Origin of the sequence: Shouchella hunanensis, from assembly GCF_028735875.1 — a bacterium.
Taxonomy (GTDB): domain Bacteria; phylum Bacillota; class Bacilli; order Bacillales; family Bacillaceae_D; genus Shouchella; species Shouchella hunanensis.
In genome coordinates this window covers 1,582,724-1,598,659 of record NZ_CP117834.1, presented here as the reverse complement: position 1 = coordinate 1,598,659, position 15,936 = coordinate 1,582,724, and the positions used below count along the sequence as shown (strand labels likewise).

Below are 15,936 nucleotides of genomic sequence, written 5' to 3'. Positions count from 1 at the left end.
CATATTCTTGCTAGTTTACACTACCTTTGCCAACAAATGACGGACAAAAGTACGTTTAAGAATAGAAAAATGGGTTCTACCATCATCCATCACACTAGCTATAACATAAAAAAGATGACCCTCTTTATGAGAGTCATCTTTTTTCTTTGATAGCGGCGGAGGGGATCGAACCCCCGACCTCACGGGTATGAACCGTACGCTCTAGCCAGCTGAGCTACACCGCCATGTTTTTCACGACGCTTATTAATATACTTCTTTTTTTTATTGAAGTCAATAGGAATTAAAAGAAAAAAGAGTGATCTTTTCACTCTTTCTCTTAACCATTCGTTCTATATAACGGACGATACGTTACACAAGCTGCATGCTAACCTCGTTTCGCACCTCTGCCGCCACGTTTTGATTCTGTTTGACGTTTAATCGTTGTTAGGCGTTCCTCACTATCTTTTAAGAAACGGCTCATCTTATCTTCAAAAGATGGTGTGACACGCGGTTTACTTCCACCTCGGAAACCACCTGACTGACGATTCGGACGCGGTGAATCAGAATGAGAAGGGCGAGACGGACGAGGCGGTCTCTTTTCTTCTACTGGTTTGTCAATAGCCTTGCGGATAGAGAGTCCGATTTTGCCATCATTTTCTACATTGACGACTTTAACGGTAACCTCATCGCCGACTTTTAATAGTTCATTAATATCTTTAACATAGTGATCCGCAACCTCACTAATGTGCACAAGTCCTGTTTTTCCTTCTGGTAATTCAACGAATGCACCAAAGTGTGTAATACCAGTAACCTTGCCTTGCAGCTTGCTGCCTGCTTCTATGGACATGAAAACGTACATCCTCCTTAAAATTTTAGGTAAATTCCATACTTGAAAACATTATACTCGACAGCAAAAAAACGTGTCAATCGCTGTTTTGCTTCGTTACGTTAATTCTTTGCTCACCAGGCAATGTAAGGAAATAATCTCTTCTTGCAATTTCCATAATATACTCTACGTCTTGATAGTTTTCAATCTCTTGCTTTAAGAAATCTCGTTCTTCCAATAACGTTGCTTGCTCGGTTTGCAAACTCTCAACCTCTGCCTTTTTCTCGCTAATTTGAGCCGATTGTTTAAACAAGGTAATACCGCATACAATCATTAGAACCCCAAACACGACGCCCATAAATGTTAAGCGTCTGTATAACCCTTTACGTCGCTTTGATTGTCGATCTAACTCCTGCTGCCGTTGTTCCATATACTTTGTATCAATTTCTCTGATTGTTGCTCGTTTAGACGCCACACTACTCACCCCTACTTCTTCTTCATTAAACGGTCGCAGAAACCCTTTATTTTTCCAAAGATAGGCTGTCCTTTCTTGGCAACTTTGACAACGCCTAGAAGAGACAGGACAAAATAAAGTGGTTTCCATAACAAATAGAAGATAAGACTCCACAATGTAAGTACTATCATCATAGCGAAACGCCTACAAATGTGCAATAACCATTTTACAGGATTAAACAATAGCGTCTTTATAACATACACTAAGAAAGCGAAAAGTTTTTTGAAGAAAAAGATGATCCCGGTAAGAATTTTGTTGTATACATGTTTAAACATTGCTTGATATGCAGCAAACCCTAGCATCAAAGCAATGAATACAAAAATGCGAACTTCTCCAAAATTAACCTGATAAAGGATATAGAAAACGAGTAGAGCCTGTACCGTCCAAAAACAAAAATCTGCTACTGCTGTTTGAATGTCGAAGGAATGTTTCTTACCAATAAACCGATGATAGGTATCTAAAGCCGCTCCGAGCCATACGCCCATCGCGGCCATTGATAACATTGATAGAAACTGCACAGTTAGTGTCATTATTTAAATAGCTTTCCAAATAATCCTTTTGATTTCCCTTGCTGATTCTGGTCTACATAAATAAGGTCGTAAATCTTTCCTTCTATTGACACATTCCCTTGCTCGACATTCAAATTTTTCATATGCAAATTTTGACCTTTAATTGATAAGTACCCCATGACCGTTTCCAATAAAAACTCTTCATTATCAAAACTATCTACTTGCTTCACACCTGTAATATCTAATTGTTTGCGACCTTTAATCGTAATATCGTGGTCATTGTTTTTTCTTTCCCTTCCCATTGGTGCTCCAAACTCGTAGTTTGTTTGATCCATACTATGCACGCTCCTCGAAAAAACAGTTCTTTACTTGATACTTATGCAGTGCTTAAGTATGGTAGAACAAGCTATTTATTCCGACAAGAAGGAGAATGACAAATGACCGTCTATTTGCTCACAGAGACGATGGATGAACAGAACTTGATGTCGCCACAGATCCAGCACATCCATACGTTCAACGACGTCAAATGTACTGGTGCTAACCTTGTTTTGTGTACGTCTTCTTATTTGACTGAATCCGACGACGCCGCTCTTCTATACGCCGCTTTACAAAAAAGCAGCTGGCCTAATCAAGCGGTTCTCATAATGAACGAGAACACGATTTTTTCCTATCGTGTCCATACTACGCTTCTATCTTTTTTGCGCTATATGAGCGCCCTCATTGTACCTGACTTCCAGCTACAGCCATTAACAGGTGAACAAAATGAGCTACAAGCAGTCCGTAAGATATTTCAAAACCAACAGGTTACGACTCTCTATCTCTATCGTCAACGGACTTATTTTCGTCTCACAAGAGATTCAATGAGTGCTAAAGATCCACGTTCCATTCAACAAGTCATCGCCGAGTTACAGCAAGGGTAATAAAAAAAGATATGTAGTGGACAGAGTCGCCCTACATATCTTACGTAAATTCTAGTTTCTTTCGTTTATCTTTATGCTTATGTTCAATCTTAATTTCTTGGTTTCGTTGTTTGAACTTTTCATTATGGGAAGAAACGTACGCTTGTTTAGTCGCAGCAGGATCAAGGTATTGCTTAACGCCGTTCACAGCTGTAGCCCCTTCAACAAATGCACCTGAAATTAACTGAAGCTTGCCTGCATGCCTTGTCACATCTCCAGCAGCAAAGATTCCAGGCTGACTGGTTTCCATGCATGGCGAAACACGGACAAATCCATCTGCCTCTAACTCTAAGCCCGCTTCCATTAGAAAACACCCGTCCATCTTCATACCGTGGTTTACAATGACAGCATCAATGTCAAACCGCTCCTCAAGTTGAGTATCACAATGCGCGAGAGTCACTGAATCAATGGCTGCTAGCTCACCATGTAGCTCTTTAATTTGAAACGGTGTTCGCAGCTCTACTTTTGATTTCATATGAGCGACGTTTTTTTCGTGTCCTCCAAAATCGTGCCTTCTGTGGCAGACAATGACTTCTTTTGCTACACCGACTAATTCATTTGCCCAATCCACCGCAGCGTTTCCGCCACCTGATATTAACACGCGCTTATCTCGAAAACTTTCAATTTGAGTTACCGTATAATGAAGATTAGACACCTCAAAACGATCTGCACCCTCTAGCTCTAACTTCTGCATAACAGGAATTCCGTGACCTGAAGCCAGCAAAACCGTTTTGCTATAATGCTTATCACCTTTATCATTAAATAGTGTAAACGTTCCGTCAGGCTCACGCACCATCTTCTCAATATGTTCGTTTGTACAAATCGTTGGATCAAATGTATTTGCTTGATTAACTAATTGATCGATAAGAGTTGCCCCCGGTGTAGGTGGCATGCCTCCTACATCCCAAATAATTTTTTCCGGGTAAAAGAGAATCTTTCCGCCCAATTCGCTATTATATTCAATTAATTTTACTTTTAAGTCTCGCATTCCCGCATAAAACGTACTGTACAGCCCAGCAGGCCCAGCACCAATAATTGTAAGATCGTACATCTCGTTTTGTTGCACGGTCCTTCCTCCAATTTCGCCAGGATAATGAAAATCATTCTCATATATAAATACAGTGTATGCAACAATCGCTTGAATTTCAAGTCAAACATTTTACACAATCGTGTCATTTTCCTCATTGGCAACGGTAAGGTTTTCTTTTGATTTCTATTTGCGTAAGCCTTATAGTTACTAGAAAAGGCACCCTTAGGAGTGATTTATGTTGAGCAAACCTAAAGTATTCTTAGCACATCCTGTTCCTGAAAGCGCATTAACGTACCTTTCCCAGCATTGTTCTTATACGATATGGGATCAACAGAAGACACTGCAACAGGATGATTTAAGAGCCATCTTGAAACAAGTTGATGGTGCGTTGCTTACCGGTCATGCAGTGGATGCAGCGCTTGTAGAAGGGTGCGACCGATTAAAAGTGATTAGTACGGCAACTGTTGGTTATGACAAATTTGACCCTACAGGATTAGCAAACGAGGGTGTGTTGCTTACCAATACCCCTTATGTACTAGACGAGACGGTAGCTGACCTTCTGTTCGGTCTTATTTTATCCGGCTCTAGAAGAATCGCTGAATTACATACTCACATTCAAAACGGGGAATGGAGCAAAGAAACAGCGTCAGACGCTTTATTTGGACAAGATGTTTACGAGAAGACACTCGGTATCGTTGGGATGGGCCGAATTGGTGAGAAAATCGCCCATCGAGCCAAGGAAGGATTTGGCATGAACATCCTCTATCACAATCGTTCTCATCGACCTGAAGCAGAGAAACGCTATAACGCTGAAAAAGTGGAATTAGATGATCTGCTCTCACGCTCAGATATCGTCGTATTAACGGTTCCTCTGACAGATGAAACGAAGCACCTCATTGATAAAGACGCTTTACGCAAGATGAAATCAACCGCATTACTCGTTAATGGAGCTCGCGGTAGTGTCATCGATGAAAGAGCACTTATTGAGGCTTTACAAAATAACGAGATCTTTGGAGCAGCCCTCGATGTGTTTGAAACCGAACCATTACCGCATGATCACCCATTTTTAACAATGAAAAATGTTACTCTTACTCCTCATATCGGCTCGGCTACTGCAGCTACGAGAGAAGCGATGGCGATGCGTGCCATTCAAAATCTTGTCGCTGGTGCTAAAGGCGAAACACCGACCGATGTTGTTAAAGGCTAAAAAAAGCGTACCCCATGGTACGCTTTTTTGATGTATATTACCTACTTAGATGGTAATAGCTGCGATGTCTTCAACACGTAAATCAGCCTTAGACAAGTCTTGATTTCCTGAATGTGGATTCACATACCCAATGACAGTCATTCCAGCTGCTTTTCCTGCTTGAACACCGTGTGCAGCATCCTCTAAAACCGTGCAGTGCTGAGGACTAACCCCTAGACGATCAGCTACTGTTAAATAAATGTCTGGCGCAGGCTTCCCTTTTGCTACTTGTTCCCCACTTAAGACAACATCAAATTGATCTTTTATGGAGAATCCGGTTAAGACTGCATCAATAAAAGCAACAGTTGACGACGATCCTAGGCCAATCTTGTAGCCTTTTTCTTTTAATTGTTCAAGTAACTCTCGAATACCATCAATGGGTTCCATGTTGGCGTCGCGTAAATAGGCTAATTTTTTTTCATTTGCCTCTTGTAACAGCGTATCTACATCAAAGTCTGCCTGGTGCTCTGCTTTCAAGGAAGACCACATCTCATCTGCGCGTGTACCGACGTAGGATTCGAGCTCTCCTTCTTTTAACGTAATGCCCTTCTCCTTTGCAAGTTCCGCTTCAACGGCAAAGTGCAGAGGTTCGCTATTAATAATGACCCCATCCATGTCAAAAATAAATGCTTTCATTAGACCGATTCCTCTTTCACAATAGTATACATTTCTGCTGCTGTGTCTTTCTTCGTTGTTTCTCTTAGGTCGTTAATTTCAACGGTGACGAGCTTTTGACCAAAACGAATAGAAAGCTCATCTCCGGGCTTAACTGTGGTACCGGCCTTTGCTGTTTGACCGTTCACCGTAATTCTACCTTGATCACTAATCTCTTTAGCTAATGTTCGTCTTTTAATCAAACGGGATACCTTTAAAAATTTATCAAGTCTCATAAGTTGGCTCCTTTATTCATCGCTTTCTAAACGCTTGGCTTCTTTCCACCATGCGTCCAGCGTAGTCACATTCACATCATCGATTGTCATGCTTGCTTTTTCTGCTTGAGCTTCAACATACTCAAATCTTGTTAGAAAAGTCGTTAATGCCTTATGCAGGGATACTTCTGGTGATTGCTTAATAAATCGACCTAAGCTCACAACTGCGAGCAGTAAATCACCATATTCTTTCTCCAGTTCTAGGTCCTCAGCCGCTTTTACTTCATTCAGCTCTTCTAACACTTTATCATACACTTGTTCAATGGCTTCATATTCAAATCCGGTTTTCGCAATGTCTTTCTGCATCGTTTCCGCTGCTGCCAACATAGAAGGAAAGGAAGAAATCGACCGCTTCGGCTGTGACATGTTGCTGTCTGCCTTTTCTTTTCGTTTCACTTCTTCCCAGACCGATGTCACATCTTCAGCAGACTGCACAGACTTGTCCCCAAATACATGCGGGTGTCGACGAATCATTTTTTCTGTCAACGTCTCAATAACATCTGCAAGCTGAAAATACCCTGCTTCTTCACCAATTTGTGCGTGCAGGAGAACTTGCAGGAGCACATCCCCAAGTTCTTCAGTTAACTGTTCATCATCTTCTTGATCAATCGCCTCGAGCACTTCATACGATTCCTCTAATAAGAATCGCTTCAATGATTGATGCGTTTGTTTTCGATCCCAAGGGCAACCTTCTGGACTCCGTAACCGAGCAATAACGCCCTTTAAATACTGTATGTCCTTATAAAGGAGTTTTTCATCCTGAACTGGCGGCACGTACACAGCAGTTAAATTATTTACTTCCGTTTGATGATCAAGCTCATATAACGGTACGCGTACAAGCTCCTCTTCTGCCGTACCCGCAGCCGTACAGATTGTCACCTCATAATCGTCTGGATAGCTTTCCATTAGCGTAAGCTTAACATCTGATGCAATGAGGCTATCATACACTTGGACAATAATAAGATGATGACGCATTTGAATTTCCTCTTGCTTCAATACCGTTCCATCAAGAATTTGACAGCCTTCGATTGGATCAATTCTAAGGCTCGTATACATTTGATCGAGAAAAGATGTCCCTCCAACAACTTCTAGCTTCACCTGATGGTGATCGGCTGAGTCTTGTAAGAGCTGAACGGTCTTCTCTGCCACAAACGGATGACCTGGTACTGCATATACAACATCCTCCACTTGAGCACGATCGATTAAGTCGTTTACTATTGTTTTGTATACGGCTTCAAACGAATCAAATCGCTCGTACGTTTCGTCGTAGGACTCAAACGTTACGCCTTCTTGCTGCAAGTCTGCCACAACCGGGTGATCAAGGGTACGCACACGGACATTCGGTGCTCCCTTCAAGGTACGATACACACCTAGTGGCATCTGATCTAATTCTCCTGCTCCTAAACCAACTACTTTAATCATTCCCATCGTACACCTCTATTTGTTAATAAACTTTTGAATAACCTGTTTCCGTAAAGCCGCTAATTTAGGCGCACTAGCCCATTCTCGCACCGTAAAAATATTGCTAAACAATACTGCCACCCCTACATAACCTGCACCAATTCCTGCAAGAGTAAGGGCTTGGATTGCATGAACACTTCGTTGACTTGGTAAAGAAAGCCATTGATTCATTCCTGCCTTAACCCCAAGTACGAGTACCCCCATACTGAGCAGCACGATAAGCAATATTACATATGATTGCTTTTGTACAAACAGTCGCTGATCAATCTTTTTTAGCGAATACAGCACAATGCCCATCATCACTGTAAAGGCTAACACATTTGCAAGGGCTGCACCCATCGTAGACTTCATTACCATTATAAACATCACATTTCCAATTATTTTTGTTCCTATACCTGCAACGATTGCATAGACCGGAATATGGATGCGTCCATACCCTTGAATAATAGCAGCCCCAGCCAAATAGATAGAACAAGGAAAAATGGACAAAACAAACACTCTTAATACTTCGGTACCTGCTTGGTTTGTAAAAAGCATGGTGTTAATTGAATCCATTAATAAAAACAGCCCAATTGTTGCCCCACCACCTAGCAGAATCGTTAGTCTCATCATGACATCGCGATAGCGTCGCGCATCCTTGTACCTTTTCGTTGCGAGGGCGTTTGATAATAATGGTACAACGGCTAGAGCAATCGATGTAATTAAAATGGTCCCTAATTGAATTAAAGGCTGGCCGCGATCATAGACTCCTTTTGCTGTGTAGATCGCGACATCGGACATCGATGTTGCTTGTAAGGAGCGTACAACGGTCATAACGTCAACAACTTGAAATAGCAATAAAATAAGTGAATTTAAACAAATAAACAAGCTTTGCTTTAAAAAAACAGCCTGATGGCGGAAAAACTTTTTGAAAGAAAGTTGAGTATGAAAACGCATATCTTTTTTATTCGCTAGCACAAGTAAAAAAGCACAGCCAACTACGCTACCTAGAAGAGAGGCATAGATAGCACCTTCCCCTATTACGTAGGCATCATATCCTCTAGAGGCTAACACATACGTTAAAACAAGAATGGCTAGCACCCGAACAAATTGCTCGCTTACTTGCGATAGTGCTGTCGGCGTCATATGATTTATCCCTTGCCCAGCTCCTCTAAAAAAACTTAAAACAGGTAGAAATAAAAACCCAAACCCAACAAGTCGAATGACATCTGTAAGAGATTCATCCCCGATAAATAAAGCAAGTTGGCGTGAAAAGACTATAAAGAGCGCGCATATCACAATGGATACTAGCGATAATCCTAAAAACGTATAGCTTAATAATTCGTTGACTTCTTCATCTTTTCCTTGTGCTTTTTTCTCAGCAATTTGCCGTGACAGCACAACAGGAAAACCATATAAGGCTAGGATTGTCATCATGCCAAAGAAAGGATAGACTTGCTGATAGACATAAAAACCTAGATCTCCAGCCATATTTTGAAAAGGAATTCGGTAGACAGCACTTAATAATTTCGTTACGAGTGCAGCAACCGATAAGAGGAAAGCCCCTTTTAGCACGTGTGATGTATTCAAGTACTCTTCCCCCTTTACCTTTCTAAAATAGCATCATCCTTGCATGTTGTCGAACTTATCTCATCACGAAATTGAACTAGAATTCTTATCATGTTTAATTCTTTTTTCAGCCTATTCATACATAATCATAAAACATGGTATGATAAGAACAAAAGATATGATATAGTAGGTGATTGCTTGAAACAAACAAATCCATGGCTCGCCATATGGGTTGCGCCTCGCCAAACAATGAAAGATACATTAAAAAGTGATATACATAAACAAGCGACTCTCATACTATCCATTATTTTTGGAGGGTTAACCAGTTTTTGGTTTTCTAGAAGTGAAACGTTGCTTCTAGCTTCTACAGGTAATTTCCTTCCACTTGTCATTACCATTTTAATTGGGGCATTTACTGGACCGATCCTTTATTACGGCTTTAGTTTTGCGTTTGGCCATGTAGGCGGTTGGTATGGAGGAAACGGTGACGTCAAAGCGACACGAAAAGTATTTGTTTACGCTTTGTTTATGCCTGGCATTTTTGTTGGTTTAATTAATTTGATTCTATTTGGTCTCGCTTTACTCACCCTTCAAGCCCAAACGCCGATCTTACGTACGATCGTTAGTTTCGGCTCAGTCATGATTGACTTAACAGTCGTTTGGGTTTTCGCCATTTTTTTGATTGCTTATTCCGAAGCACAAAAGATTGGTATCTTGAAAGCACTGCTTGTCATCATCGCCATGATTGGATGTCTTGCAGGGCTGTACATTGTAGTCGATTTACTAGCACACTTACTAATCGGTTAAGATTGAAATAGACGGAGAGGTATGGAATGAAAAAAATAATTTTTACTGGTGGAGGAACCGCAGGACACGTAACACCGAACTTAGCGATTATTCATCAGATGGATCGAAGCAAGTGGTCCATCGCTTATATTGGTTCTTACGATGGCATTGAAAGAGAACTTGTGGAGAAAAACAATATTCCTTATTTTGGAATTTCTAGTGGCAAATTAAGACGCTATTTCGATATGAAAAATGTAACAGATCTTGCTCGAATCTCAAACGGCCTTAGACAGGCTCGTAAAATTTTAAAAAAAGAGAAACCTGATGTGGTCTTCTCTAAAGGCGGGTTCGTAACGGTTCCAGTTGTGATTGCAGCTTATTCACTTGGCATTCCTGTTCACTTACATGAAAGTGACTTAACGCCCGGCTTAGCCAATCGAATTGCCAAGCGCTTTACAAAGATGTTCTACACGTCGTTTGCTGAAACAGCAAAACACTTTCCTAGCGAACAAACAAACGTTGTCGGCTCACCCATCCGTGATGATTTAATGTCTGGTTCACGTACACAAGGGTTGGCACTCACTGACTTTATTAAACAGAAACCCGTACTACTCGTAATGGGTGGAAGTTTAGGGGCTAAGGCGATTAATGAAGGCATTCGTCAATCACTAGAGGATTTGCTTAATACGTATCAAATCATTCATATCTGTGGAAAAGGCCATCTTGATCCTGCACTAGAAGGGAAGCGTGGCTATAAACAATATGAATATGTGCATGAAGAGCTTCCCCACCTCATGCAAGCCGCAGATATCGTTGTCACCCGGGGTGGGTCAAATGCTATTTTTGAATTTCTTGCATTGCAAATCCCTATGCTTATTATCCCGTTGTCGAGACAGAGTAGCCGTGGTGACCAAATTTTGAACGCACAAACGTTTGTAAAGAATGGCTATGCCCACATGCTAGAGGAAGAATCTATGAAAGGCGATGCACTCGTAAAAGAAATCCACGCTTTATATGCGAATCGCGAGCCTATATTAACAACGATGCAGAAAAGCGAAGCAACTCGCGCCGTTCCTCTCATTATTGAACAACTAAACCGAATCTAATCTGTACGAGAAAAGGCCCCCTGTCTAGTAGACTGGGGGCCTTTTCTATTGTCTAAATAAACAGTATGCCAATCGTTAACGCCAAGATTAAACCAACAATGACTAAGAAGATGGTTAATAAAACAGTAAAAATAATATAGACGAGTAATGACTTCCACGCTGAAAAACCATGTGCCTCTCCTAACCCTTGTAGCATTACAATAAATTGCCATATAAATAACACAATCAGAAGTAAGGATGCAACAAGTAGTGCCCAATTTTGTAAGCCGCTAAGCTGGGGCTCTAAAGAATTTTCAAAAACTAAGAAGTAGCTCTCACCAATTAGTAAGATAAAAGGTAATAGTAAAATGCCAATAAAAATCTGAGGTAACACTTGTGTATAAATAACAGCGACTCTCACTTCTGCTAACGAACCTCTACCTCCAACCCAACTACCAAACCATTTAAACAAAACGGGCATTAAAAATACCGATAACACAGACGTAACAATAGCACCAAGAAATACAGAAAGACTAAACACTGAAGCTGAAAAAGGCGCTTCCATTTCAAAGGAAAACATAATCGAAAAAATTCCAGATATGTAGGCAAGCAGTAAGTATTTACCAAATGGTTGTACCTGTGCTTCCTGCTCAATTTTGTTACGAATAACCCCTCTCGGATTTATCCAAACTTTAAAGAATGTACTCATATAAACCTCCCTTTTTCTTTATTTTATTCTACATGGCTACTAAATGAAATAAAGAAAAACATATGAGCGCTCTCGCTCATATGTTTTTTGACACTATTGTTCCATTTGACGGGCTAAAAAGCCAGCTGCGGTTTCAGCCATTTTCTGTTCTAGTTTTCCTGATAGCGCTTCTGACTTTGAAAAGATCACAACTGCACCAATAGGATCACCACTAGCAATGATTGGTGCCGCCACGTAGCCTTTATAATCATCTTTGTGATCGCCAACAAGGTTATATTCGCCTGCATTCGCTTCCATGTGAGATTTACGGTTAGCCATTACAGTTTCAATTACTTCACCAACGGCCTTGTTTGCATATTCTTTTTTAGAAGCGCCAGCTACCGCAATATATGTATCACGATCAGAAATTAACACATATTGATTTAAACTATCGTATAAGGCCTCGGCATATTCCTTTGCGAAGTCACCTAACTCAGAGATTGGTGAGTATTTCTTTAGAATCACTTCACCTTCTCGATCAACAAATATTTCGAGCGGATCGCCTTCACGAATGCGTAACGTTCTTCTTATTTCTTTAGGTATCACAACCCTGCCAAGATCGTCAATACGTCTTACAATTCCAGTTGCTTTCATACATAAAGCCTCGCTTTCTAAGATGTAAAATCAAATCATTTAGGAAGAATACAATTTGTTATAACTGTAGTATCCTTCCTTTTTTAAGAACTATTCACCAATTGATGAAATATCTTATTGATTTGATGACTACTTCCTAGCTAACGGTAACGTGATCTTGGCTTAGATGAGCTCGCTTCACAGCTTGTAGGACTTCAAACGTCGTATCTAGCATTTGTTCTGCTAACATACTCTTTGTTTTTATCGTTACTTTCAACTGATCCCCTTGAGTTCCGACTGTTATAAATCGACCGATGGCGCGAGCAGATTCCATGAATGACGCAATTTTGATCGATTGTGTAGTCTCATTTGAAAGGAGAATGACAATGGCATCTTTCGCTTCATTGATTTTCTCTACTTTATATTGATCAGCAAGGTGCTTTATTTTCGTAAGACCTAACAAGTATTCAACTTGCTTCGGATATTCACCAAACCGATCAATTAATTCATCTTGAAGATCGGTTAGGTCATCCATTGTTTCAATACCTTTGAATCGCTTATACATTTCAATCTTTTGCTTCGCATCAGGAATATAGCGCTCTGGAATATAAGCGTCTACACTAATTGACAACTCTGACTGGAACGTCTCTTCTTTCGCTCCTGTTCCTTTCCGCTCATCAATTGCTTCTTTTAGCATTTGAGAGTACAAGTCAAAACCAACCGAATCAATAAATCCATGCTGCTGGGCTCCTAAAAGATTACCTGCGCCTCGAATCGTTAAATCCCTCATCGCAATCTTAAACCCAGAACCAAGTTCCGTGAATTCTTTAATAGATTGAAGTCGACGCTCAGCTACTTCCGTTAACACCTTGTCTTGTTGGTACGTAAAGTATGAATACGCAACACGATTTGAACGACCAACTCGACCACGAATTTGATAAAGCTGTGATAGACCCATTTTATCGGCATTACTAACGATGAGTGTATTAACATTCGGAATATCGACACCTGTTTCAATGATTGTCGTAGTGACCAATACGTCACTCTCACCTTCTAAGAAACTTAAAATAATCGATTCTAGCTCACGTTCATTCATTTGTCCGTGCGCATAGGAAACCTTTGCATCTGGAACGAGCATGGCTATTTGTTCAGTCATTCTTTCAATATCTTCTACGCGGTTGTAGAGAACGTAGACTTGACCACCCCGAGTCATTTCACGCTCAATGGCTTCTCGTACAATGGATGGATTGTATTCCACCACATATGTTTGAACGGGGAAGCGATTTTCTGGAGGTGTCTCAATAATGGATAAGTCACGTACGCCTAGCATGGACATATGGAGCGTCCTTGGTATTGGCGTTGCTGTTAAGGTTAATACGTCTATGTTCGATTTTAATTGTTTGATTTTTTCCTTATGCGTGACGCCAAATCGCTGTTCTTCATCGACAATTAACAGGCCGAGGTCTTTAAACACAATATCCTTCGATAATAAGCGATGGGTTCCAACAACCAAGTCCACAGAACCTGCCTTTAAGCCTTTTAGTACTTCCGTTTGCTCTTTTCTCGAGCGGAATCTGCTAAGCACACCAACCGTAATTGGGAACTCTGAGAACCGTTCTGAAATGGTTTCAAAATGTTGCTGCGCTAATATCGTTGTTGGGACAAGGATTGCCACTTGTTTTCCATCCATAATGGCTTTAAAGGCAGCACGAATTGCTACTTCCGTCTTACCATAACCTACATCACCACAAAGCAAGCGATCCATCGGACGTTGCTTTTCCATGTCTTCTTTTATCTCTGCAATGGCACGTGTTTGATCTTCCGTTTCTTGATAAGGGAAGGAACCTTCAAAATCACCCTGTTCGGGCCCATCTTCTGAGAATTTGTGCCCAACGCTCGCTTCTCTTTCTGCATAAAGCTTGATTAAATCATCTGCGATATCTTCAACAGACGACTTCACCTTACTCTTTACTTTTTTCCAATCGTTTCCGCCAAGCGCATAAATTTTTGGATCTTTTTCCTCAGATCCTACATATTTCTGGACTTGGTCGATTTGTTCTACTGGAACATACAGCTTGTCATTTCCAGCGTAACGCAAATTTAAGTAATCTTTATGAACGCCATTTATTTCTAAGGTTTCAACACCTAAGTACTTCCCAACACCATGATTAACGTGAACAACTAAGTCTCCAACAGCGAGTTCTGAGTAACTTTTAATTCGTTCTGCATTGGACATTGTTTGACGGCGCTTTGGCTTTCTTGCTTGTTTGGCAAACACTTCTTCTTCTGTAATAACAACAAGCTTTTGCTCAGGTAATTCAAACCCAGCATGCAAATGACCCGTGTAAATTTGCACCGTTCCACTCGTTAAAGTTGTTTTTCCTTCTATAAGATGAGCGTCAATATTCTCATCAGAAAGATTTAACGAAAGTCGTTTTGCCCGATCTTCTGTTCCAGCAATAAACAGAACCGTATAGTGGTTAGCAATCCAGCGATTGATTTCTGATGTGAGCAAATCCATTTGTCCATGAAAATTTTGCATGGATTTACAAGAGACATTAAGCACCTGTTGCGGTTTTGTCCCTGGAATTTGTTTTTGAAATAAAGCTGAGTAAACAATTGATTGAGGGACTTCTTGTAACCGATTTAGCAGTTCATAGGACATTTCTGCGCCGTGCACAATGGCCCCTTGTTCAATCATGCTTGTATGCCACTCTGCTTCCTCTTTAATAAGGTTTTCCGACATCTCTTTTACACGAGTTATTTCATCAATCCAAATAACAGCGTGTTCTGACATATAGGAGAGAAGCGTATGCGGACTCTCATAATAAAACGACATGTATTTATACATACCTTCAAACGGTTGTCCTTGCTTTAATTGCGCAATTTCAAACGGAATTCGCTCTTGCAAAGATTCTCGTGTTTTTTTATTCGATACTTTCTTAGTTGTTACGCTTAGTTGTTCTTCTAAAACAGAAGCTGCATGACTATAGTGTGTTGAGGTTAACAATACTTCTTCCGCAGGTCCAATTTTAATTGTTTCCAGCTGTCCCTCAGAGCGCTGCGTTTCTAACGAGAAGTATCGTAAAGAATCAATCTCTGTATCAAAAAGTTCTATTCTAATGGGATGTTCTTCAGTGAGTGGATACAAATCAATGATGCCACCACGGACACTCATTTCACCAGGCGCTGAAACCATATCGGTTCTTCTATAACCCATTGACACCAGCTGACTAATAAACGAATCAAGTTCTTGAACGTCTGTTCCAACCGTTACATCCAGCTGATACTGAGCCCATAATGTTTTCGGCGGTAGTAAACGGCGAACCCCCGCTAGAGGAACGACAATAATTCCTGAAAACCCATTTACAAGTCGATTTAACACATCAATGCGTTGCGCTTTCATTTCAGGACTAGCAACGGCAATTTCTGCTGAGATTAATTCATTTACTGGATAAAGATAAACTTTTTCTTCCCCTAATAAGTCAACAAGATCTTCGTACATTTTTTGTGCTTGGAATAAATTATGTGTCACAATGAGCTGATTGCGCTGCGTTTCCCGATAAAGAGAAGCGCTCGCAACTGTTCTTGATGAACCTGTTAAGCCTGATAGCACCTGTTCACTTTGACCTTTTTCTATTCCGTTAGCAATGGTTTGTAGCTCATTCGTTCCACTGACAAACTGTTGCAATCCTAACATTTCTTTTCCCCCTGATTTCGCTAACACGATTTGCACTTCACTA

The 15,936-nt window shown here is 40.7% G+C and carries 16 protein-coding genes and 1 tRNA gene; 4 read left to right on the top strand and 13 right to left on the bottom strand.

The features are described 5' to 3' along the window. Positions 1-150: 150 nt before the first annotated feature. The 5 genes from PQ477_RS08110 to yabP all read right to left on the bottom strand — a co-directional run bounded on the left by PQ477_RS08110 (position 151) and on the right by yabP (position 2,163). Positions 151-224 (bottom strand) — tRNA-Met (locus PQ477_RS08110). 140 nt (positions 225-364) lie between these two features. Then, positions 365-826: a S1 domain-containing RNA-binding protein gene (locus PQ477_RS08105; protein WP_035395126.1), complete on the bottom strand. Its 462-nt coding sequence runs from the start codon at positions 824-826 to the stop codon at positions 365-367. A 76-nt stretch (positions 827-902) separates the two neighbouring features. Beyond that, positions 903-1,280 carry a septum formation initiator family protein gene (locus PQ477_RS08100; protein WP_246117095.1) on the bottom strand — a complete coding sequence of 126 codons (378 nt, stop codon included), beginning with the start codon at positions 1,278-1,280 and terminating at the stop codon, positions 903-905. An 11-nt stretch (positions 1,281-1,291) separates the two neighbouring features. Beyond that, on the bottom strand, positions 1,292-1,849 hold the full coding sequence (gene yabQ / locus PQ477_RS08095; protein WP_035395124.1) for a spore cortex biosynthesis protein YabQ: 558 nt from the start codon (positions 1,847-1,849) through the stop codon (positions 1,292-1,294). Beyond that, positions 1,849-2,163, bottom strand: coding sequence for a sporulation protein YabP (gene yabP, locus PQ477_RS08090; protein WP_078439973.1), 315 nt, complete (start codon positions 2,161-2,163; stop codon positions 1,849-1,851). Before yabP ends, yabQ begins: the two co-directional genes overlap by 1 nt. Before the next feature lie 102 nt (positions 2,164-2,265). On the opposite strand from yabP, the gene PQ477_RS08085 reads away from it, so the two are divergent. Continuing rightward, entirely contained in the window at positions 2,266-2,748 is a 483-nt protein-coding gene (locus PQ477_RS08085; protein WP_274273336.1) for a hypothetical protein, read from the top strand. A 40-nt stretch (positions 2,749-2,788) separates the two neighbouring features. Here the strand turns inward: PQ477_RS08085 and PQ477_RS08080 are convergent, their stop codons facing one another. Next, a complete protein-coding gene (locus tag PQ477_RS08080) occupies positions 2,789-3,838 on the bottom strand; it encodes an NAD(P)/FAD-dependent oxidoreductase (protein WP_144560380.1) in 1,050 nt (349 codons plus the stop codon). A 214-nt stretch (positions 3,839-4,052) separates the two neighbouring features. On the opposite strand from PQ477_RS08080, the gene PQ477_RS08075 reads away from it, so the two are divergent. After that, positions 4,053-5,024 carry a 2-hydroxyacid dehydrogenase gene (locus PQ477_RS08075; RefSeq protein WP_060705855.1) on the top strand — a complete coding sequence of 324 codons (972 nt, stop codon included), beginning with the start codon at positions 4,053-4,055 and terminating at the stop codon, positions 5,022-5,024. Between the two features lie 45 nt (positions 5,025-5,069). Here the strand turns inward: PQ477_RS08075 and PQ477_RS08070 are convergent, their stop codons facing one another. From PQ477_RS08070 to PQ477_RS08055, 4 genes are read right to left on the bottom strand one after another with little or no spacing between them, the layout of a single operon-like run. Then, entirely contained in the window at positions 5,070-5,699 is a 630-nt protein-coding gene (locus PQ477_RS08070; RefSeq protein ID WP_144557407.1) for an HAD family hydrolase, read from the bottom strand. Further along, complete coding sequence (locus tag PQ477_RS08065; protein ID WP_035395120.1) at positions 5,699-5,953, bottom strand: RNA-binding S4 domain-containing protein; 255 nt, start codon at positions 5,951-5,953, stop codon at positions 5,699-5,701. The genes PQ477_RS08070 and PQ477_RS08065 overlap by 1 nt, the downstream gene beginning before the upstream one ends. A gap of 12 nt (positions 5,954-5,965) precedes the next feature. After that, on the bottom strand, positions 5,966-7,414 hold the full coding sequence (gene yabN / locus PQ477_RS08060; RefSeq protein WP_328236135.1) for a bifunctional methyltransferase/pyrophosphohydrolase YabN: 1,449 nt from the start codon (positions 7,412-7,414) through the stop codon (positions 5,966-5,968). Positions 7,415-7,429: 15 nt separating this feature from the next. Beyond that, positions 7,430-9,022, bottom strand: coding sequence for a putative polysaccharide biosynthesis protein (locus PQ477_RS08055; protein ID WP_274273334.1), 1,593 nt, complete (start codon positions 9,020-9,022; stop codon positions 7,430-7,432). 177 nt (positions 9,023-9,199) lie between these two features. Here PQ477_RS08055 and PQ477_RS08050 point away from each other — a divergent pair, with 177 nt between their 5' ends. Together PQ477_RS08050 and murG are read left to right on the top strand one after the other, a co-directional pair. Then, positions 9,200-9,808, top strand: a complete 609-nt coding sequence (locus PQ477_RS08050) for a YIP1 family protein (protein ID WP_035395116.1) — start codon at positions 9,200-9,202, stop codon at positions 9,806-9,808. A gap of 26 nt (positions 9,809-9,834) precedes the next feature. Then, a complete protein-coding gene (gene murG / locus PQ477_RS08045; RefSeq protein ID WP_144557401.1) occupies positions 9,835-10,893 on the top strand; it encodes an undecaprenyldiphospho-muramoylpentapeptide beta-N-acetylglucosaminyltransferase in 1,059 nt (352 codons plus the stop codon). Positions 10,894-10,945: 52 nt separating this feature from the next. On the opposite strand, the gene PQ477_RS08040 is transcribed toward murG, so the two are convergent. The 3 genes from PQ477_RS08040 to mfd form a co-directional block, all read right to left on the bottom strand. Beyond that, the gene (locus PQ477_RS08040) at positions 10,946-11,581 is read right to left on the bottom strand and encodes a YIP1 family protein (RefSeq protein ID WP_274273333.1); all 636 of its coding nucleotides are present in this window, start codon (positions 11,579-11,581) and stop codon (positions 10,946-10,948) included. Between the two features lie 93 nt (positions 11,582-11,674). Continuing rightward, the gene (spoVT, locus tag PQ477_RS08035) at positions 11,675-12,214 is read right to left on the bottom strand and encodes a stage V sporulation protein T (RefSeq protein WP_035395114.1); all 540 of its coding nucleotides are present in this window, start codon (positions 12,212-12,214) and stop codon (positions 11,675-11,677) included. Positions 12,215-12,350: 136 nt separating this feature from the next. After that, entirely contained in the window at positions 12,351-15,893 is a 3,543-nt protein-coding gene (gene mfd / locus PQ477_RS08030; protein WP_274273332.1) for a transcription-repair coupling factor, read from the bottom strand. Positions 15,894-15,936: the final 43 nt, after the last annotated feature.